Source organism: Bacteroides eggerthii (assembly GCF_025146565.1).
GTDB classification, from domain to species: Bacteria; Bacteroidota; Bacteroidia; order Bacteroidales; family Bacteroidaceae; genus Bacteroides; species Bacteroides eggerthii.
In genome coordinates this window covers 4,164,395-4,187,864 of record NZ_CP102258.1, presented here as the reverse complement: position 1 = coordinate 4,187,864, position 23,470 = coordinate 4,164,395, and the positions used below count along the sequence as shown (strand labels likewise).

The following is a 23,470-nucleotide window of genomic DNA, read 5'->3' as shown; positions in this document are numbered from 1 at the left end:
TTGCTAGATAGAAAAAGTGATGAACATTAGGAATATGCCGAGATTTTTTCTACTTTTGCACTCGAATTAAGGCTCCGTAGCTTAGTGAATAGAGCGTCAGATTCCGGTTCTGAAGGTCGTGCGTTTGAATCGCACCGGGGTCACAAAAAATCCTTGATAATCAGTAGATTATTAGGGATTTTTTATATCTGTATTATTTTTTAATACGGGTAGTAAAAGGATTTTTAGCTTCTGTTTCTGTATTTGCTGGCTAGTTAGAGTAGTTGTAATGTGTTGATAATTAGGTTGGAATAGCTTATGATGAACGAGCCGTAGTTCACTATCCGTAACTGCCGCGATAGATCACTTCCTTTCAACTAATTTACCAAAATAAGGGTTAGTAATGCGCTTTTGTTCTAAAGAGTTATTACTTGAAACAGTCAGACATTCTTATTCTATATAAATAGTGAAAAGGTAAGTTACCCAAATTAATAACTTACCTTTTTCTATGTATATAAAATTAACTACAACACTTTAATTTTAATATTTTTAAACCATACTTCATCTCCATGGTCTTGCAGCAAAATATTCCCATATTCCGAATTACCAAAATTCTCCCAGTTTTTATACTTACTGTATGCTACCAAAGCATTCCACATTTCATTCTGACGGGTATATTCTATTAGCTTCACTCCATTCAGCCAATGCTCCACATGATTATCTCTCACAATAATCATAGCTGTATTAAAATCTTTCTTATTGAAAGGCTTATTTGCCGGAGCTGGAATCAGATCATAAAGTGAACCTAATTGTCGATTTCCTTTCACTCCCAATTTTGCATCAGGGTGTTTGTCATCGTCCAATATCTGAAATTCGCATCCGATAGCCGATCCGGCTCCCCTATTCATGCCCGGATTAACAAAATACTTTATACCGCTGTTAGCTCCTTCAGTGATCTTAAAATCTACTTTAAGAATAAAGTTCTTATATTCTTGCTCTGTCACTATATCACCACCATTTGCTGATTCCGCACCGCCACTTTTTAGGACTTTCAGAATACCATTTTCCATGACCCAACCTTTCTTAGGGAAGGCATCAATTCTTGCACCCCGCCAACCTTCCGAGGTTTTACCATCCCAAAGAAGTGTCCAACCATTTTTTACTTCATCTGGAGAAAGAGTGTTAGAAATCACATTAATCTCCGGTGCTTTGACTGGAGTCAAATAGCGTTCTACATTGGTAGTACAAATACGTATATTCTTCCAACGGACAGTTTTCCCTTCATCAGCTGCACTGGCAATAGCATGTACCTGCAAGGCTATGAAGCCTGAAAGAGTCATGTCATCCCAAATATTGGCACATGGAACTCCGTTTATCCACGTGGCAATGGAGTTGCCAAACGCTTCAACACGTGCTTTGTTCCATTCCTTACTTTTAAAGGCTGTTTTGGCCTGCGGATTCCAAGTCAGCGGATAAAGCCAATTACGACGGGCCTCATCGTAAATACCTCCCGACCAGGCGCGTTCGGAAGGATCAATCTCAAATTGATAGCCATGCACTCGGCCTTTTTGATAATCCTTCTTGCTTTCACTACGCAATTGTACACCGGAGTTCAACCCTTCATCAATCTTAAAATCAAATTCCAAGATAAAATCACCATACTGCTCCTGAGTAGCCAAGAAAGTGTTAGGCGTGCCCAGCTTTGAGATCCCCACAATCGTACCATCCATAACTTTATATTCAGCTTTCCCATTCAGTTTTTTCCAACCTTTCAGGTTCTTGCCATTAAAAATATATTCCCAGTTTTGAGCCTGTATAACCAAAACAGAAAACAAGCACAAAAGCAATAAGTAAACTCTTTTCATACCAGTATATTTATTAAATAAGTAACATTATAATTTATAAAATTCATCCCAACCCTTACGAGGAGGTGTTCCAATCAGCATCGCATTGGCAAATTCATTATTTGTAATCTGTTTCATACGTGAATCAAAGAACAGTCTGGTGTTCAAACGCTGTGCTATTACTCCCAATGAGAAGACCTGGCTCAGCACTCCGTTAATTTCAAATGGAGAACGAGTTTTTTCCTGTCCCATGCAAGCCAATAAAAAGTTTTCGAAATGATTTGATGGACTTTTTGGTATTTCAGGAAGTATGCCTGCCATTTCTTTTGCTTTTTCTTCCGGTATAATAGAAAGAGTACTGCCATGGCTTCCTCCTTTAAAAACCAGGTCTTTTGTATAAATAATCTTTCCCGGGTTTAATTTGGCAGCCGGTGTGTCTCCCTGATTTGTTTTGGGAATATTGGGATCAAGGCCTGACACCCCATAGCCTTCCGGAATGGGAGGTAAATTATCCAAACCATCATACCAGGTGATATCTACCGGCGGCATTCCTTTACGCTGTGGAAAACGGAAGAGAATGGTAGAAGAGTAAGGGAAAAAATAGTCGTTATGCCCGTTAGCATATTGCATTGATACTTCATATGGCAGGCCCAGCTCTAAGAACTCATGAACCGTATCTAGAATATGCGCTCCCCAGTCACCTAAGCATCCCATGCCAAAATCATACCAGCAACGCCACTGTCCCAAATGATAATCCTTATTATATTCGTGGTATGGGACAACTCCCAACCATGTGTCCCAGTCCATATCATTGGGTAGCTGCTGCCCTGATGGAAGTTTATAAATACCGGAATCCCAGCCATGCCAACGGCGCGGGTTATTCATGTGTGCAGTCACAGCAGTCACATCTTTGATTATACCCGCATCCATCCAAGCCTTAAACTGGAAATAATTGGCTTCCGAATGCCCTTGATTTCCTACCTGAGTTACCAGATTAGGACGTTTCAATGCAGCCTGCATAAGCAGTTCCGCCTCATAGAATGTACGCGCCAGAGGCTTTTCCACATAGACATGCTTACCGGATGCCAAAGCCAGCATGGTGATAGGAAAGTGGGAGTGGTCGGGGGTGGCTATAGCCACAGCGTCAAAGTCATTGCCAGCCTTATCAAACATCTGACGAAAATCGCGGAAACGCTTCGCCTTCGGATACATGTTCATCACTTTTTGAGTATGGGGGGCACCCATATCAACATCACATAAAGCTACTACTTCTACCATACCCGTACGGGCAAAGTCACCAATAATTTGCTCACCGCGATTTCCAATACCCACATAAGCGATCTTCACCTTATCTGCTGCAGCTTTTCTTTGCGATACAGAAATAGGAGCTCCCAACAGATCTCCCGTTCCCAGTGCCAGTCCTGCAGAAGCCATTGTCATTGTTTTTAGAAAGTCTCTTCGTGTTGTCATATTTTTCCAGTATTTATTAAGTTATTTATTGTATGTTCTATTTTTGAGGAATACAAGAAAGGTTCGCACTCCGTAAATGACGAGACGTAATACACTCCATATTACATAAAGCACGCACGAAAACATAATGACGTAAAAAAAGGATGTTAGCACCTCCAGAAAAGAAGTCTTATAAGCAATAATTGCATACAGATTCAATAAGTTGGCCATAACGAAACATACCAACCAAGTCAGCAGTTCCACCTTTTTCCGGTGTGCAGTGATGAGTGTGTCTTTCATATTTGTTTATCTGCTTTAGAATGATGATTTAAGTAATCTATTTTATATTCATCAGGAAAGCTAAGGGTGCGTTGTTCTTGCAAGGCCCGGTCACCCAGTAAACAGAGCATACTTGCATAGTAGCCTTCTTCGGCTATACGCTTGGGTTGTTTTCGGGTAATAACTGCCTCTACAAAAGCTTCCAGCAGCAAGGATGTACCATCCGACTTAGGCCTTTCACCTAAGATGAATTCCCCATTGTTCCCATTTGCTGTTTCGGGAGCCCAGCTAGTTCCGGCAAAAGACAGGGAATCAAACACCTTATTTTCCCATTCATTGATCATCTGCAAAAAACCGGGTGCAGGTGGGACATTCTCGAAATAGTATTTACCCTTTTCAAGCTCTATTGTTCCCAGGCTGCCCATGATTTGTTCCTCCAAACCATAAAACTTATTAGAGATAACAGAGTCGAATGTCATTTTTTTTCCATTCTCAAACACATATATGCAACTTACATTATCATATACTTCCCGGCCGTCCTTCCAATAAGTTATTGCCCCATGTCCCATTACCTTAACCGGTAACTCTTGCAACGCCCAGCTCCCGATCTGCAGCTGATGACAGGCCAGTTCTGTCATCAGTCCTTTAGAATATTCACGATATAAACGCCAATTGATCAGACGCTCCAGATCTGATGAAGGTACTTCTCTTCGCCAATCTCCATTCCGGTACCAGAATGTACGGATCGCATTTATCTCACCGAAAGTGCCTGCATGAATCATCTCCATTGCTTTGATATAGCGTGGATCGAACAGCCGCTGTTGTCCTGTGAAAAACACTTTGCCTGTACTGATATGCTTCTTATAGATGCGAAAACATTCCTCCATAGTAAAGCCTATCGATTTCTCACAAAAAACATGCTTCCCCGCATCGAAAGCATCCAGCACTATCTGACAGTGGAGATTAAGAGGAGTGGCCACCAATACCGCATCAACAGTCTTATTTTCCAAGACTTTCCGATAATCTGTATATACCTTGGCTTCCCGAACCAGATTCAATGCTTTTTCCATAGAAGGTTGATATATGTCGCACAATGCAACAATCTCCACCTTAGGATTCTGCAACAAAAAACTCATCAGGAAACGTCCCCTTGACCCCGTACCTATAATCGCCAGACGGCATTTTTCACCCGATGTCTCTACAACTTCTGAAAAAACAGAAAGCCATGGACTCATGGACAATAAGGCGCCCGCACCTATAACTCCTAAGTTTCTCAAAAACTCCCGCCTGTTAATCAATGCATCTTTCATAATCTAGGTATCTGTAAAAATTAATAAGGTCGTTTATTTGAATAGTAATTATGTTAAAAAATATTATGCTATGATAAATATGCAAAAGACTCCTATAATGCATAATTCCATATTTCTTGATGGTATTTTTCTTTACCTCTAATTTAAGACTATCCTATCCATCATTCTGATGGGTACTTTAATATTAGAGCTTTTCTTCAAGAGCTTTTGAATATATATTATGAATAGGTGTCATTTGCTTTTACCTTTTTATGGCCATAATTGGAGCGTTTGTAAATTACTATATGTCATTTAAAAACTTCAAGATGCCGTTCTCAGAATACGAGAACGGCATGTCGAAGTGTTACCCCTGAGATATGATCTTTATACCTGTACTGTTAATAACCATAGTTTTGTGGATTTGGATCAGCTGGTTCCAAACGATCTATATGTTTTTGTGGAATAGGGCGGAAACGGTGGAAAGGTTTTATGTTTTCTCTAGCAAGTTCATTACGTTCTTTTATTCTTTTCACAAAGAAATCTGCGCCATTACGAACTAATTGTTCAAAACGATGCAATTCGCCTTCCATTTCACGTCCATATTCATCTAAGAAAAATATAAGTTTTTCTTCTTCATCCATTTGGCTTATAAAATCAGCCGATACTTTCATATCCTCAATAGTAGATTTGCTAATGTCTGCAGGATCTCCACCATCATATTTATAAAAATTAGGCGTTTTCATTTCACCCTCTTTCCATGCTGCACGTTCACGTACTATATTCAAAGCAGCAGCTGAATTGGCATAATCTCCTTTCAAGGCAAACGCCTCCGCCAATATGATATATGTTTCAGCTAAACGATAACAGAAATAATCGCGATAACCACTTTGATCATTAGCCGATGTGCGTCGACTATCTAAATATTTAATCAATGAAGGATAAGTATTTCTAATACCATCACGATCCCCTCTTTCATTCAATCCTGGCCTATTAATTGATTGCATCGGTATATACCAATATGGTTCTATAGCGCGTGCATAAGCTAATTTTTCAGATCTTGTTCCTGTTGAAAAACGCTTATTTACGTCTTCCATAGAAAATACAATTGCAGTATCCCCTATAGTATAACGATTTTCACCTTTTATTTTTCCAATATTAATAGGATCAAAATTACCAACTGCATTAGAAAAACTCTCCCAAGGAACATTCGGTTCAGAATTACAATAATATACCCAAATATGTGATTTATATAAGCGTGCATCTATTAGTTTTCCATGTTTATTACTCTTATAATATTGAGGACCATACAATCCATTATCCTCGTATAGAAAGGGAGTAGGTGAAGCTCTTCTCCAAGGACGTCCTGTTATAAGATCTCGTCCAATACCATTGCTTATGCCCCATTTTACTGTTTCAGAGCCATTTCCGTTTACAGTGTTCAGAGGCATACCTTCTGCCTGGCTAGTAAACATCATATGAAGCCAGTTTCCTCCTGTATTCACATCCGTAGCTAATTGATTATTATAAAAATGATCAGTAGAGAATTGAATATTGAATAATACTTCAGAACCTGCATAGTCATCAGGAGTAGGACCACCTGTCTTAGGGTCAAAACGCCATAAGTCAGAATAATCTGGAGCTAAGTTATGTAAACTTCCACTTCCAGCTTCAGCACCGAAATGGCATACAGCACTTGCATATTCAATCGCCTTGTCAAGATCTGTATTCTCGCCCCCTCGTTCTTCATTCATATGAGTATCGGACTGGCTACCTGCCCATTTCTGACTATAACGAAACATATAAGCTTTTGCTAACAGATGACCAGCTGCACCCTTACTTGCACGTCCATAATCTCCGGTTACCTTACCTTCGGCATCTGCCCAAGGTAACAAATTATAAGCATCAGTAGCATCGTCTATAATTTGCTTCCAAACATCTTTTTGAGGTGCACGTGTAAAATTAAATGTCGGTTGATCTACTGGTTCTAACACTAGTGGGCAATCGCCATAATGAATCGCTAATACTGAATAGTAATATGCACGTAAAAATTTTAATTCTCCTTCACGAATATTTTTTATATCTTCTTTCATTTCTGTATTTGAAGCAAGATATTGTAATCCTAAATTGACACGTGCTACCCCATTATAACAACTGGTCCAAAAAGCTGAGAAAGTTTCATTCGAGGGATTCATCGTAGAGGTATAGAGAGCAAAATCTGTACCTCCATCACCACCAATAGTATACATATCCGTACCTATCTCTTGGAAAATGATACCTGAAGGGGTGTTAGATGTAGAGAACATACTACGTCCATTCTGATAACATGATGCAACAAGAGACTCTACACCTGCCGCTGTCTCATAATGACTGTAGTCTGCATTATAACCTTTCTCATCTAGGAAATCCGAACACGAAGTTAGGCTAAATCCTAACAGGCCTACAATGAGTATATGCTTGAAATGAGTTTTCATATTTATTATTTATTGATTAAAAAGTTAGATTAATACCAAATATATAATTTCTCATCGTTATTGGATCACTATATGCTTCTTGTTTACGATCCCATGTGCGTCCTGCCTTAACAGAACCTTCCGGGTCATTATTAGGATAACCTGTTATAGTAAAAGGATTTTGTAACTGTACATAGAAACGTGCCCTTTCCAATCCTGCATATTTAATGATACTTTTCGGAAGACTATAACCCAAAGTTATGTCTGAAATACGAACAAAATCTCCTTTATTATACCAATAAGCCTCTCTATTAGGTTGATCAGCATCCCCCTTAGAAGGTTTCCTGAATTGGGTTTGAGTATTCTCTGGCGTCCAATAATCTGCATAACGAGTATTCATACGACCGTCGTGACCTACTCCCGGATCACAATAAATAGTATGCCCAAACATACCGTACATGAAGATATAGAGGTCAAAGTCTTTATAACGGAATGTGTTTCCCATACCAGCTGTCCATTTAGGCATTTTCTGTCCACGAAAAGTTCGGTCATAAGCATCAATTTTATAATTACCATCTAAATCAACAAAACGTAAATCACCAGGTTTATACGAATGTCCATTAGCATTGAATTTTGCCATCTCTGTCATATCCTCTTTAGAATATCCCCACACGTATTTCGTATTTACATAATCATAAAAAGTATCTACAGGATGACCAACAAACCACATATTGGCAACATCTTCTTTTAATCCACTAGCTAATTTTACAATCTTTTCTTTATTGGTCGCAAATTGCAGTGAAGTAGTCCAAGCAAAATCTTTTGTTTGGAAATTTACTGTTTCTAATGTAACTTCAAGACCTTTATTTTCAGTCTCTCCAACATTTTCTGTAATACTGCCAAAGCCTGAGACTTCTGGAAGAGCACGTGGCATCAACAAGTCATACGTATTTTGTTTATACCACTCAATGCTACCAGAAATACGCCCATTGAAAAATCCAAAATCTAGACCTACATTATACTGTCCGGTTGTTTCCCAACCTAATACTTTATTAGAAAGCGAACTTGGTGCATAACCTAAAGCTCCTATGTTCCCCCACGTATAACGACTGCTACTGATTTTTCCAACTGTTTCATAAGGATTAACAGCAGAGTTACCAGTCTTACCATAACCAAAACGAAGTTTTAAATTGCTAATATTACTAATATTATCTTTAATAAATGATTCATCAGAAATACGCCATGCAACGGCTACTGATGGAAAAGCTACCCATTTATGCCCATCGGCTAACCGAGAAGAACCATCATAACGTAAAGAAGCCGTTACCATATATCTATTATCTTTAAAACCATAAATTGCACGCCCCATCCATGACATCAAGGTCCATTGGGTAAAATTACTGGTAACGCCTTGTGTCGTAGCGCTACCTAGATTATAATATAACTGTGATTCCAAAGGAATACCTACACCACTGGCGGTAAGAGGTTCCTGTGTAAATTTTTGGGCTGATTGTACTGCTGTTAGATTCAGACTATGTTGTCCAAAGGTTTTGGCATATGAAAGAATATGTTCCAAAGTCCAACCTCTATCAAAAACTGCTTTTTGCTCGGCCTTAGCATTACCAAATCCTTGTGAAGTTGATGCTTTAGCATAGAACATTTGTTCTTGTCCACTATAATAATCAGTACCAAAATTAACACGATAAGATAAACCATTATTCAGTTTAATCATGGCATAAAGAGTAGCATCAATACGGTTTCTTTTAGTCTTACCTTCTGTTCCCGTAAAATCATAAAAAGGATTCCATAGCATTCCTTCACCAGTTGGATGAGGTACTAATCCCAATGCAGGGTCACCATCTTGAGTAATATCACCCCCTACACCATAATCACCACTACCACCTGGAGAATAGTACGGGGTGCCAAGAGGATTCCAATTACCTCCAACTCCGGTACCATTGAAATATTCCCAATAAGCAAAATTGGTTGTAGCTCCCATGGTAATATATTTGCCTAAATTTTGGTCCAAATTCATACGTAGCGTATAGCGCTTACGATAAGAGCGCGGCGTGATACCCTTATTGTCCATAAAGGAACCTGAAATGAAGACTTTGGTGTTTTCGTTTCCACCACGAATACTAATATTATGGTTCTGCGAAATTGTTTCATCACGCATACCAGCACCTTGCCAGTCAAAAGTACGTAGTTTTGACGGATCATATGTTCCACCTTCCCATGCACGTTTTACAGACTCCAAAACATACCCAGAAATATCGCGTGAACCTACATATTCCAATCTTTGATCATATTCCCAATTAGGAGTCATAGAAGGATAAGTGCAACTAGGATCTATAGAATAACCGCCTTCGCCATCATATATATAATTACGGTCTGCTTCACGTAAATATTCCAAATATTCTGCTCCATTGCGTACACGACGATACTCGTCCACCTTACCTATGGAAAGGTATCCATTGTACTCAACATTAACTTTTCCAACTTCACCTTTTTTAGTAGTGACCAAAATAACACCATTGGCACCGCGTGCTCCATAAATTGCTGTAGCTGAAGCATCTTTTAAAATTTCAATGGATGCAACATCTGAGGGATTTAATACATCAGAGCCCCCATTTACAGGTACACCATCTATAACAAACAAAGGTTCATTGCTGGCTGAAATAGAACGGTTTCCACGAATTCGAATCATAGGTGTATCATTCAGTCCTCCACCAGCTACCATAACACCCGCAGCCTTACCTCGTAAAGCTTCTTGTATATTAGTAGGTGCAGTAGCCATCAAATTTTCGGCTTTCACTTGAGTGATAGCTCCTGTAAGATCACGTTTTTTGGCAGTACCATAACCTACCACTACCACTTCATCCAAAGTTTCAGTATCTTCTTTTAATACTATTTCCAAACTTTTTCGTCCGGCAACATCTACGGTTTGTACTTGATAACCAATGAAAGAAATTCGAAGTTTTCCTTTGGGAGAAACATTCAAAGAAAAATCACCGTTAATGTCTGTAATAGTACCATTAGTAGTACCAACTTCAGTTACGTTGGCACCAATCACAGCTTCTCCTAAAACATCTTTTACTGTACCTTTTACAACTTGATTTTGCGCATTTGCCCATATTGCTACAAAACAAAGCAAAAATGACAATATCAATTGTTTAAAATAAAAAATAGTGTTTTTCATCGTTAATTAAAAAAACTTAGTTAATATAAAAATATATATTATGTAACATTTTTGTCACTATAAAATGTTACATAATTTCCATGATAAAATATGCTTCATCAAGGAAATAGAGGAAATAATATTGTTAAACTTTTTATAGGTGAATTTTGGTGTAAATATAAATAAATTAACAATATTGTTAAAGAACAAACAAAATCTCGTATGGCAGAGATTCTGTATCACGTAATCATCTAATGAATGTGTGAAAATTATGTCTGTCTCATGTTTAAAATGTTATAGTTGATTAATTAACTCGTTATTTTTATTCTCACTAAGAAATACTTACATCTTTAATTTCTGTTTGCTTGGTGTTTTATTGTATTACAAAGATAGAGAACGTGAAATTAAAATGGATTAACAGATATGTCTAATTCGTCAGCTTTTATAACTATGCATACATCTATGTACTATATTCATTCATTTTTGTCACATTATTCAAAAAAAATAGCAATTTATCCTTTTTTTTAGGTGTAGGAAGGCAGTTTGTTTTTTAAAAGACATAACTTTGTCGTGAGAAAAAATCTATAAACTATGATAAAAAAGCAACTGATATTTTTATTGCTTTGTATTACACAATCAGTATTTGCACAAAATGCAATCTTTTACGATAAAGCAACAATAGGCAGCCAATGTATAAATGTATTATGTCAGGATCAAAACAATTATTTATGGATTGGTACAAGAAACGGACTTCGCAGATTTGACGGTTCGCAGTTTGTGTCTTATTATCATGCAAAACAAGATTCCACTTCATTGGCCGATAATGAAATTCACTCCTTATATATTGATGATGAAAATAATCTTTGGATAGGCACAGCCAACGGCTTGCAACGTTACCTTCCGGAAAAAGACAGTTTCCAGACAGTCACTCTCCATACTATAAAGGCAAAAGGGCGAATTACCGGTATCTTTCAACGGAATACGGGTGAAATTTTATGTAATGTATCTGATGTGGGCATTTTTTCCGTGGACATTCAAACAATGGTGGCACATCCTGTTATAACTGAAAGTAAACTTTTTCATCCGCCTTTTGTAACTTGCCTCTTTGAAGACAGCCGGCGACAACTCTGGCTGGGAACTGACCGGCAAGGCATAGTCCGTATCGATTCCACCGGTCAGGAAGAAAAAATATATCCGCTAAATAATATGGCTGTGCGTAATATACTCGAAGATTATGACCGGAGGGTTTTTATGGTTACCGCACAAACTGTTTTCTTGTGGGATCAAGAAAACGACAAGCTTGTGCCGTTTCCTTATTCCGGAAAAAAGAAGAATATCCGTTTCCATTCTGTTGTAATCACTGCTAATGGAGACATTATGCTGGGTACTTATGGACAGGGAATCACTTGCATAAAGCGTGGAGACAAGAAAATTACAGATGCAGATGGCATTCAAAGCTCATTTATAAATATCAATCAGGCTAAGGTTAGTAGCCTTTTCGAAGATAAACAGCAGAACTTATGGATTGGATGTTTATACCAGGGCTTTCTGATGCTGCCTCATAAACCATTGCTTTTTTCTTTTTGGAACCAGCCCATCATGCTTTCCGATATGCCGGGATGGCTCAATGCGCTCTATTGCGATAAAACAGATACTATGTGGTGTTCTGTTGAAGATAATGGTATTTATCAACTGGATTGTAATGGTAATATCTCCCGCCATATTTATACGGATGGGGTTGTCTTTTCAATGTTTGAAGATAGTGACGGTGTGTTTTGGGTGGGAATCAATGGAAAAGGACTGTATTCGTTTAATCGAAAAAAAGGAAAGTTGGAATTGAAATATCCATTACAGGGGGATTTCAGCATAAGATGTATTACAGAAGATAAGCATAAAAATTTGTATGCAGCTATTTTAGGAGAGGGTATTTTGCAATATCATTTGCCTACGGGAAAGTATCAACTACTTTCAAGGAAGAATCCTATTAAAGGAGAAAATAATATTACAAATTATTGGATCATTTCTATTTTATGCGATTCTGAAGATAGAATCTGGTTCGGACATTTTGGAAATATAAGCTGTTATGATACCCGGAACGAAAGATTTCTAGACTTACCTTTTGAACCAGAAATAAAGTCCAGTTCTTTCTATACAATTATTGAAGGAAAGGACCATACGATTTGGATGGGTACTAAGAATGGGCTAGTTCATTATAATCCCCAAAACAATCAATATTCGGTTATCACTACTGAACAGGGACTCCCAGATAATGTTATCTGTGGACTAGTGCAGGATAAACATGGTAATTTATGGTGTAGCACCATACAGGGAATTTGCCATATCCTTGTAGACGGAAAACAAGTTGTTAACTATTATACAGGGAATGGACTGCAAGAAAAGGTATATTTAGAAGGACGTTATACTCAAAGTAAAAAAGGAAAAATTTATTTCGGAGGAAATAGGGGAATTACCGGCTTTAATCCTGATGATATTCAGTTAATAAAACCGGACACTCCACCTTTCATTACCGATATGTATATTCGGGATCAGAAAGTGACTATGGAGACATGCTCGGGAAATAAACGGGTCGTTGATACAGAATTGGTCCATGCTGATTGTTTCAATCTTTCTTATATGGATAATACATTCGTATTCATGGTCTCAACAATGGACTTTCGTGATGCTGGAAATGTCCTTTATGAATATCGGCTTGAGGAATTCAATGAAAACTGGAATAAGACACAGCCTGGCGAAAACCGGATACAATACCACCATTTGGCTCCTGGGAATTATACCCTCCAAATACGTGCTTGCGAAAATGGATTTCATTCACCGATAAGATCCGTACGGATTCATGTTATCCCGCCTTGGTATCTGAGTACTGGTGCCAAAATTGTTTATATTTTGTTGGTTATCTGTGCCGGCTATTTGTTATATACAGTTTACAGACGGAAAAAACAGGAGGAAATTAGTGAAATGAAGTTGCAGTTTTTTATCAATATTGCACACGAGATACGTTCACCGCTTACTCTTATCCTCGGTCCGCTGGAGAAATTGCAGAGAATGCAGTGTGAGCCGGATATTAATAAAATGCTGTTAACAATCAAGTATAATACCGGCCGTATTTTAAACCTTATTAATCAGTTGCTTGATGTACGGAAGATTGATAAAGGCCAGATGCCTATTCTTTGTGAGGAGGTTGATATCCGGTCGTTTGTCAATGAACTGCTTCTTGTATTTGCAGAGCAGGCACGCCTGAAAAAAATCAGTTTGGAAACAAAATTTCCGGAAAAACTTCCAACGGTGTGGATTGATCCGAATAATTTTGATAAGGTGCTGGTCAACCTGCTTTCAAATGCTTTTAAATATACGCCTGAAAATGGTGTCATCTGCATAGAAGTAAAAACCGGCAGTAATCCGAAAAGCTCCGGCCTTTTGCAAAAGTATATGGAGATTTCTATCTCAGATACGGGCAAGGGAGTGAATGAAAAAGAACTGAAAAAAATCTTCAATCGTTTTTATCAAGGCGATGGTAGCCATACTATGCACTCCTTGGGTTTCGGCATCGGATTAAACCTATGCCAACTGCTTGTGAAATTGCATCATGGTATCATTTTTGCTGAAAATAGGACGGATACTCAAGGTTGCCGTTTTGTGGTACACCTCCCTTTGGGGTGCAAACATTTGAAAAAGGAAGAAATGGTAAAGGTGGAAACCGGTTTGGTTCCACATGGCGTAATGGCAGACCAATATATTCCTTACCATCCATCCCGGGAAAAAGTAAAATATAGAAAGACTAATTATAGTGTTCTTGTAATTGATGATGATGATGAACTACGGAGCTTTTTAAAAGACAACCTGGCTGCATATTATCATGTAGATGTGGCTATAGATGGAGTAGAAGGACGGAAAAAAGCGATTACTCAACAACCGGACATAATCATTTCAGATGTTATCATGCCCAATATGGATGGCATCCAACTGCTGAAAGAATTGAAAAAGAATGCTAATACTAGTCATATCCCCATTATTTTGCTGACTTCTCAAGTTGAATTTTCCAACCGGATTGAAGGCTTGGTACAAGGAGCGGACGGGTATTTATGCAAGCCTTTTAATACGGAAGAATTGATGGTGCTTATAACCAATCTGATAGCTAATCGTGTGCGGCTAAAAGGAAAGTATTCGGGTAGTCAGACTCAGGAAGGGAAAATAGCCCCGGTCGAATTGCAAGGAAACGATGAGGCATTGATGGAACGTATTATGAACATTATAAATGAGAACTTGAGCAACCCTAATCTTAATGTAGAGATGCTTACGCAAGAAATCGGGATCAGTCGTACTCATTTGCACCGACGTATGAAGGAAATGACAGGAACCGCTCCTAGCGATTTTATTCGCAATCTGCGCCTTCAACAAGCTACCGTGTTATTAGAAAATAAAGATCTTTCAATAACCCAAATAGCTTATGCGGTAGGATTTACCAGTCAGACACATTTTTCAAGCGCCTTTAAGAAAGTGTATGGCCTTTCTCCTATGGAATATGCACAATCAAATAGAAACAGGTAACATTATTTAAAACACACACACTTTCTAATATTACTCATTTTTCTTTTAGAACACAAACTACTCTTCCTATCTTAAAAAAAAGGGGATAGTTTGCTGTTGGTATTGAGTAATGTGACAAAAATGAATGAATATAGTACATAAATATAGGCGTGGTTATAAAAAATGATGAATTAAGTATATCTGTTAATCTAATCTAATTTTACGTATTCTATCTTTGTTAGCAGCAAGACAATATAAAATGACCGAGAATAAATCCCAATAAAACATTTAAATTATGCCGACTTCGACTGGTTTGGATACAAAGAAAATGGATCGTAAAAAGAATCTTTATATATAAAAAAATGAAGACTTATTTGATTGTTTTGTTTTTTGCTGTTTGCGCAGCAGGAGCATGGGCACAGGAATACAAGGTACCTGTAACTAATGAGAAAGAGCAGATGGTTGAGGGACAGTATAAGCCGCAGTGGGAATCACTCAGAAAACACAAGACTCCGGAATGGTTCCGCGATGCCAAATTCGGCATCTGGGCTCATTGGGGACCGCAGTGCGTGGAAGGTTCGGGCGACTGGATGGCACGCAATATGTATAAAGAAGGCACATACGCTTACAATTATCATAAAGAACATTATGGCCATCCATCAGAGGTGGGATTCAAGGATATTCTTCCACTCTTCAAAGCAGAAAAATGGGATCCTGACAAACTCGTGGAAAGATACAAACGCCTCGGAGCACAATATATCTTTGTCCTCGGTAACCACCACGACAACTTCGACCTTTGGGATTCGAAATATCAGCCATGGAATTCTGTGAATATGGGGCCGAAGAAGGATTTGATTGCCGGATGGGCAAAAGCGTCAAAGAAGTATGGTTTGCCTCTTGGCATTAGTTTCCACGCTGACCACGCATGGTTGTGGTATGAGCCTGCACAGCGTTACGACATAAACGGACCTAAAGCGGGTATACATTACGACGGCAAACTGACCAAAGCCGATGGAAAGGGCAAATGGTGGGAAGGTTACGATCCGCAGGATCTCTATGCGCAAAACCATCCCATGAGTGAGAAGTCTTGGGCAAACAATCGTGTGCACGTACAGTGGGCATGGAGTGGCGGAGCCTGTCTACCTACACTTGAATATGTCACCAACTTTTATGACCGTACTCTCGACGCTATCAACCGCTACAATCCCGACCTCATCTACTTTGACGTCACCGTTGCGCCCTTTCATGACATCAGTGACTGCGGATTGAAGATTGCATCGCATTTCTACAATAAGAATCCGCGTGCTGTGATGTTTGGTAAGATGCTCAACGACGAACAGCGCGAAGCCCTCACATGGGATGTGGAGCGTGGTGCGCCCAATGAGATTGTCGAAGAGCCTTGGCAGACATGCAACTGCCTTGGAAACTGGCACTATAATACCAGCATCTATGAGCGTGGTAGCTACAAGAGTGCAACGGAGGTTATAAAACAACTCATTGATATAGTTAGTAAAAACGGCAACCTTTTACTTAGCATTCCTCTGCGTGCCGATGGTACGTATGACGAGAAAGAGGCTGCTATACTTGATGGCATAGAGGCTTGGATGACAGTAAATAAGGAAAGCATCTTCAATACCCGTCCGTGGGTGAGGTTCGGCGAAGGTCCAGTTGCCGAGTCTGACATCAAGCTTAAGGCTCAGGGATTCAACGACGGTATGTACAGCAATATGACATCAGCTGACATCCGTTTCAACCAGACGAAGAAATATCTCTACGTCACCCCTCTCGGATGGCCTGAAGACGGCAAAGTAGTCGTGAGGTCTCTCGCCAAAGGTAATCCCCATTTCAAGAAAAACATCACCACAGTGGAACTGCTCGGTTATGGTTGTCTGAAAGTCGTGCAGACAGACAATGGGCTTGAAATACAGTTGCCAATAGTCACAAATGCCATTGCTCCTGTTTTGAAAATATCAAAGTAGCTCATCTTTTATACAAACGATAATATGAAAATAATATTGTCAGTTATTCCTATGGTTATATTAATAATAACCAATGATCAAGAGAAAATGAAATATGTACTTGACATGGTACATAACACTTCTGGCGAGAAACCGTATGTTACAAAATATAATGATCCGGAATTTTTAGAAAGCTAGAAATTCAGCGGAGCGGTGACACACTGGCACGTCAATTTCACTATTACATACGACAATGTAAAAAGGAACTTATAAAAGATAGGCAGGAAAGGCAGTGGATAGAGCAGCGGGCGAAATACATAGACAAACAGCTCGCTAAGTTTCACAAGGTGGGAGTAAAGGTATATCCTTTTACCAACTTTGTCGTGTTTCTCAAGTCCCTGTGTACGGCATACGGCGATGAGATATGCGCTGAGAAGAACAAACTGAAATCTCACTTTGCTAATTACTAAATTTATAGATAGTTGCAATTTGTTGAGTTTGTATTAATTTACCAATAAATAAAAAATAATTTTATGAAAAAAAAGATGTTTTGTTTAGGGATACTATTCTTGTTTGCATGTGACTTGTCGCTCAATGCACAACAAACAATGAGTGTCATCCCTCCTATTGTTCATGACTATGCTACTGCTATTAAAGATTTTCCTGTGGTAGACGTCCACCGGGAATGTGCAACCATCCGTTACGATTCACATGATTATAAAGGAGTAATTCGTGCTATCAACGATTTACACAAAGACATCGAACGCGTGACCGGTGCAAAAACCAATGTATCTGCCGATACCGTTTCCGGGAAGTACGAAATCATAATCGGAACGTTAGGAAAAAGCAAGGTTATAGATGCTCTCGCCGCTTCCGGCAAGATAAAGCTTCGGAACTTGCAAGGGAAATGGGAAAGCTTTGTAATAGCAACTGTTGAAAATCCGAGTCCCGGCATCCGACAAGGGCTGGTCATTGCCGGCAGTGATAAACGAGGCACCATATATGGTATTTATGAACTTTCACAGCAATTAGGTGTCTCCCCATGGTACTGGTGGGCAGATGCTCCTGTGCAAAAGCGCAAGTCTGCCTATATCAAATCCGGCTATTACGAATCAGGCGAACCTAAGGTGAAATACCGGGGCATCTTTATTAATGACGAGTGGCCTTCCTTCGGCAACTGGGCTACCGAAAAATTTGGTGGCGTCAACTCCAAGATGTATGTACATCTTTTTGAGCTGTTGTTACGTTTGAAGGCTAACTACCTCTGGCCCGCCATGTGGGCAAGTGCATTTAACGAAGATGATCCGATGAATCCGATTTTGGCCGATGAGTACGGAATTGTCATGGGAACCTCCCACCATGAACCAATGATGCGCGCCCATAAAGAATACACCCGAAGAAAAGAAGAAGTAGGTCCTTGGGACTATAAGACAAACAAAGAACGGCTTGATAACTTTTTCCGTAAGGGTATGGAACGGAATAAAAACTTCGAAAATGTCGTAACTATCGGTATGAGAGGTGATGGAGACGTGGCGATGAGCAAGGAAGGCGATGAGGCTAATATGCAGGTACTGAAAAAAGTTATAGAAGGTCAGCGGCAGGTATTAAAAGAGGTGTATGGAAAAGAACCGTCTGAGATCCCCCAGCTATGGGCTATATTCACCGAAGTGCAACGGTATTATGATGCTGGTTTTACAGTACCCGATGATGTAATGCTGCTTTTCTGCGATAACAACTGGGGGTATATTCGGCGTACAGGTCCCGACAAAGAAAAGAAACGCAAGGGAGGGATGGGATTGTATTACCACATAGACATGAACGGTGGTCCATGGAATGACCGGTGGGTTACCACGACTACCATACCTAAATTACGCGAACAGCTCCATCTGGCATATCAATCGGGCATCGATGACCTTTGGGTGGTCAATGTAGGTGATATCAAGCCTAAAGAACTTCCAATCGATTTCATTATGCGTTATGCGTGGAATCCCGACGCTATACCGGCGGATAAAACAAAAGATTATATGATAGATTGGGCACGACACATTTTTGGGAAAGAATATGCCGGAGAAATAGCCGATATCGTATCTAAGTACACCAAATATAACTTGTTACGCAAAGCGGAAGTGCAACTTCCCGATGTGTTCAGCATTGTCAATTACCATGAAGCCGACCGTATGTTGGCCGCATGGAAGGAACTTACAGTAAAAGCCGAGGAACTGGAACACAAACTATCACCAGAAGCCAAAGATGCTTATTATCAATTGGTACTCTATCCGGTGAAAGCCTCTGCCGGAGTGGCTGAGATCTATCTTTCAGTCGGCAAAAATCGTTTATATGCAAAACAAGGGCGTGTCAGTGCCAATGATTATGCAGACCGCGCAAAAGAATTATTCAATCTCGACTGGCATTTAAGTCATCGCTACAATAATGAAACAGCCAACGGAAAATGGAAACATATGATGTCTGACAAACATATTGGCTATACGAAATGGTATATGCCCAAGGACAATGAATTACCTGAACTGTCAATGGTGAATCCGCTGGGTTCTCCAAGTCTCGGTGTTGCGGTGGAAGGCAGCGAAGCAGCCTGGCCACTTATGGCAAAACAGCTTTCATTGCCAGTGTTCGATGCCCTGAACAATCAGACTCATTATATAGAGGTTTTCAATCGTGGAGTAGGAGAAATTGAATATACAGTTCTCACCTCCCAACCGTGGATAAAGGTAGATGAGTCCGAGGGCAAAGCAGCTAAGGACAATCGCCTGCATGTTTCCATTGACTGGTCCAAAGCACCACAAGGTACGGTAGAAGGAAATGTAGAAATAGTATGCGGCAAGAGTAAAGCAGAAGTAAAAGTAACGATTGTCAACACAGCACTCCCCCATAGCAAAGAGACGTTCTTTGGAACACTGGCCCATTCCGAATTCTCCATACCGGCACACGCTTATAATGCCAACATTTCAGGGAAACAGGCAGCTTGGGTCTTTATTCCGGATTTGGGTAGAGGCAAAGGCTGCATGGGAATAACGCCAGTGACGGCGTCCAGCACATTGACACACAAGAAAGCTGCCCGTCTGGAATATAAGATATACCTTCCTTCGGCAGGAAAAACAACAGTAGCTTTAGGTATTTTACCTACCCAAGATGTCAATCCGGCACGCGGACTCCGCATAGCGGTAGGCATAGATGAAAAAAAGCCCATAGTACTGGATGCTCGAAAAGGTTTTGTCGATACTTTTGAAGAATACAATTCCCAAAACCTTGCTCTATCAAAAGTATTGAAAGCACTCCCCACTAAAAGTACTTTGGGCCTAAGCGGTAAAGGCATGTATTTAAGAAATGAAGTATTTGATAATATACGCTGGTTGGATGTAGAAATAGATGTGGAGAAACCGGGATTCCATACACTGAAAGTTTATATGGTTGACCCTGAAATTGTATTGGAAAAGATTGTGGTGAATCCGGATAACAGTCGGCCGAGTTATTTAGGAGCACCATCCAAGCAACACAGCATTACAACTATAGAAGAAAAGCCACTATCTACTATTTTGTATAAATAGAAAATTATAGGATTCGAGTTTTATACTTGAATCCTATTTTTTAATATAATTATATTAGTGACTGATCTATGTTTATATAAATGTTTATTTATGGGGGGCTGAATAAGCAACATCTGACTTAGTGTGCCAATATTCATTATTTATATATAGAACCTGAAAGGAAGCAGGTAATTTAGAAATGCAGGACCTATAAAGGAGGTGTTGCCTTTATGCGTAGATGCCTCTTTTAAAAATTATAATAGATCCTTCTCCGAAGGGAGCATTATAAAAGTCTTTCGTAGAGAGCGTTTGATATCATTGTATACTATAGGTTTGCTCGGATCGCAATGGCATTACTGAAAGAAAAGCCTGTAATTATCTTGCAAATAGATAACTATGGGCTTTATTATTTGCTCCTTGTTTGTTTGTGGGCTACAGAAAGTTGATCAGCAAATCATTTACGATTGTTGGATTGCTACTTTTATGGGATTAATGCTTGCTGTAATTTTTCCCAATTTTCGTTGAGTGCCTGCATTGATGGAAATAATAAATTGGCTCCTGCATCTAATAGCACTTGTGCATCCAATGGACCGGTATTGACGGCAATCGTGAATATCCCCGCCGCTACTCCGGCTTGTACACCGATAGGAGCATTTTCAACGACGATGGCTTCATTGGCCTTTATCCCGGCCTTTTCCAGTCCCATGAGATAGGGCTCAGGGTTGGGCTTTCCATATCTTACGTCAAAGGCGGTCACCATATGTTCACGTTGGAACATGCCGGGAAAATTGTGGGCAAGGCGATCCAGTAAAGAGTGTTGACCAGAACCGGTTACCAGTATGGGAGTTAATCCTTCTGCTTTTATTTTCTGTAATATTTCCCAGGAACCGGGCATGCGTCCAGGCTCGGGATGCTTGTTGAATTCTGCGCTTTTTTCTGCATAGATACTTTCTATCAGTTCGGGAGTGGCATCCTGTCCGTACTGGCGTTGATAGACGATATTGATTGTTGCTGCTCCGGTACGTCCTTCGTGCATGTAGGCTTCTTCACGACTTAGATGCAGGCCGCGACGTTCCATGACCTTGTGCCAAGCGTCGGCATGATAGGGCATGGAGTTAAAAAGTACACCGTCCATATCGAAAAGTACGGCTTTCAACCGAATGTCAGAGTGCCCATGGTGTTTCAGATAACGGGAAATAGCGACTTCAAACATAATTTGTTGTTGTATAGGGCACAAAATTACACAAAATCTGTATTCAAACTTTGAAAAAAATAGGAATATTGTCATTTATGTATTGAAATTACAGATTTATTGATTTTATTTCATAACTTTACTATTTATTAGGTATATCATTGTTCTAATACATCCACTATGAACATACAGGAAAGACTGAATTTAGAGAGAGAAAATGTGCAATTGAAAAAAGAACTAAGCGTGCTGAAAAGAAAAATGGAACTACTGGAGTCCAATCGCTCTTTGAATTCTTTTTCTCAGCATCTGATAGATAAGATGCAGGCAATAATCTTTATAAAGGATGTAACAAATGGTTTTCGCTATTACAGAGTTAATGATGCTTTCTGCTCCATACAACATTTATCGCGCCAAGAGGTTATAGGGAAAACAGATTATGACTTGTTCTCACTTGAAGAGGCAGAGAAATATCGCAGGGACGATGAAGCGACAGTGAGCATGAGAGGAGATTTTACATTGCGTGAAATGGTGCATTTTCAGGGAGAGGAGAAGATTATATTGCAAACGACTAAATCGTATGTAGAAACTTCTGAAGGAAATCAGTTGTTGGTATGCGTCTCTTACGATATAACGGAGCATATTCAAAAAGAAAGAATGATGGAAAGTCTCATGAAAGATGAGCAGGAAGCGCATCAGATGATGAAAGCCATTTTTCATAAGTTACCATCCGCTATTCTTATTAAGGATATAGAGGATGATTATCGTTTTTATATTATCAATCAAAAGTTTGAGCAGATGTGTAATATGCCCAAAGAACTGTTGATAGGCAAGACTGATTACGATATTTTTCCGAAAGAAGAGGCTGACAAATACAGGCAAGATGATGTAGCGGCTACTTCCTGTGAAGAGAGTGACCCTATGTTGATTCATGAAATTGTTACTTCTCCCGACCGGGGTACACATACTCATTTGCAAACCATAAAATTTTCCTTCACTTTCAAAAGGAAGAAATTGTTGGTGTGTGTGGGAAACGATGTAACTTTGCAATACCAGATGATGGAGCAATTGCGTGATGCTTTGAGCAAGGCGGAGCAGGCAGATACGTTGAAGGCGCAATTTATAGCTAATATGAGTCATGAGATCAGGACGCCGCTGAATTCGATTATTGGTTTTTCACAGCTCATGGCAGAGGCTGAAAATCAAACGGACCGGGATGAATATAACCGTATTATCAGTCTTAATAATAACTTGTTGCTGAATCTTTTTGAAGACGTGCTGAACCTATCGATGCTGGATTCGGATAATATGTCTTTTAAAAACGATGAATTTGATTTCTCGGCAATGTTCGATGAGCTTGCTGTCTTGATGAGGGAAAAAGTGAGTAATCCGGAAGTAGAGTTTATTTGTGAAAACCCTCTTCAAACTTTAATGGTCAAAACCGACCGGGAACGTTTGACGCAGGTTATCGGTAATCTGATAACCAATGCTGCTAAGTTTACCGGACAGGGATATATTAAAATGGGATATGCCCGTAAAAATGACGGCGTGCAGATTTATGTGGAAGATACTGGGTTGGGTATTGAAGAGAAAAATCTGGTGGAAGTGTTTGACAGGTTCAAGAAGTTAAATGTTTTCATTCAGGGCACAGGCTTGGGACTACCTATATGCAAGTCCATCGTCAATCAGATGGGAGGTGAGATTTGGGTGGAGTCCGAATATGGGAAAGGAAGCACATTCTATGTATGGCTTCCTTGTTTATGCTGAA

Annotated in this window: 10 protein-coding genes and 1 tRNA gene; 5 read left to right on the top strand and 6 right to left on the bottom strand. The window is 39.6% G+C overall.

The annotated features are described in order from the left end of the window. The first annotated feature begins 70 nt into the window (after positions 1-70). A tRNA-Arg gene (locus NQ546_RS17230) sits at positions 71-143 on the top strand. A 360-nt stretch (positions 144-503) separates the two neighbouring features. On the opposite strand, the gene NQ546_RS17225 is transcribed toward NQ546_RS17230, so the two are convergent. The 5 genes from NQ546_RS17225 to NQ546_RS17200 all read right to left on the bottom strand — a co-directional run bounded on the left by NQ546_RS17225 (position 504) and on the right by NQ546_RS17200 (position 10,489). After that, the gene (locus NQ546_RS17225) at positions 504-1,844 is read right to left on the bottom strand and encodes a 3-keto-disaccharide hydrolase (protein WP_004288483.1); all 1,341 of its coding nucleotides are present in this window, start codon (positions 1,842-1,844) and stop codon (positions 504-506) included. Positions 1,845-1,871: 27 nt separating this feature from the next. Further along, positions 1,872-3,293 carry a Gfo/Idh/MocA family oxidoreductase gene (locus NQ546_RS17220; protein WP_004288484.1) on the bottom strand — a complete coding sequence of 474 codons (1,422 nt, stop codon included), beginning with the start codon at positions 3,291-3,293 and terminating at the stop codon, positions 1,872-1,874. A 275-nt stretch (positions 3,294-3,568) separates the two neighbouring features. Further along, a complete protein-coding gene (locus NQ546_RS17210; RefSeq protein ID WP_004288486.1) occupies positions 3,569-4,861 on the bottom strand; it encodes a Gfo/Idh/MocA family protein in 1,293 nt (430 codons plus the stop codon). A 377-nt stretch (positions 4,862-5,238) separates the two neighbouring features. Further along, positions 5,239-7,311, bottom strand: coding sequence for a RagB/SusD family nutrient uptake outer membrane protein (locus NQ546_RS17205; protein ID WP_004288487.1), 2,073 nt, complete (start codon positions 7,309-7,311; stop codon positions 5,239-5,241). Positions 7,312-7,327: 16 nt separating this feature from the next. Then, positions 7,328-10,489 (bottom strand): SusC/RagA family TonB-linked outer membrane protein, encoded by a 3,162-nt coding sequence (locus tag NQ546_RS17200; protein ID WP_004288488.1) that lies wholly within the window; start codon positions 10,487-10,489, stop codon positions 7,328-7,330. A gap of 570 nt (positions 10,490-11,059) precedes the next feature. On the opposite strand from NQ546_RS17200, the gene NQ546_RS17195 reads away from it, so the two are divergent. The 3 genes from NQ546_RS17195 to NQ546_RS17185 all read left to right on the top strand — a co-directional run bounded on the left by NQ546_RS17195 (position 11,060) and on the right by NQ546_RS17185 (position 20,534). Beyond that, positions 11,060-15,034 carry a hybrid sensor histidine kinase/response regulator transcription factor gene (locus NQ546_RS17195; RefSeq protein WP_004288489.1) on the top strand — a complete coding sequence of 1,325 codons (3,975 nt, stop codon included), beginning with the start codon at positions 11,060-11,062 and terminating at the stop codon, positions 15,032-15,034. A gap of 341 nt (positions 15,035-15,375) precedes the next feature. Beyond that, entirely contained in the window at positions 15,376-16,992 is a 1,617-nt protein-coding gene (locus NQ546_RS17190) for an alpha-L-fucosidase (protein WP_004288490.1), read from the top strand. Between the two features lie 512 nt (positions 16,993-17,504). Then, complete coding sequence (locus NQ546_RS17185; RefSeq protein WP_004288493.1) at positions 17,505-20,534, top strand: glycosyl hydrolase 115 family protein; 3,030 nt, start codon at positions 17,505-17,507, stop codon at positions 20,532-20,534. Between the two features lie 460 nt (positions 20,535-20,994). On the opposite strand, the gene NQ546_RS17180 is transcribed toward NQ546_RS17185, so the two are convergent. Then, complete coding sequence (locus tag NQ546_RS17180; RefSeq protein ID WP_039952905.1) at positions 20,995-21,726, bottom strand: HAD-IA family hydrolase; 732 nt, start codon at positions 21,724-21,726, stop codon at positions 20,995-20,997. 159 nt (positions 21,727-21,885) lie between these two features. Here NQ546_RS17180 and NQ546_RS17175 point away from each other — a divergent pair, with 159 nt between their 5' ends. Then, positions 21,886-23,469 (top strand): PAS domain-containing sensor histidine kinase, encoded by a 1,584-nt coding sequence (locus tag NQ546_RS17175; RefSeq protein ID WP_004288495.1) that lies wholly within the window; start codon positions 21,886-21,888, stop codon positions 23,467-23,469. Position 23,470: the final 1 nt, after the last annotated feature.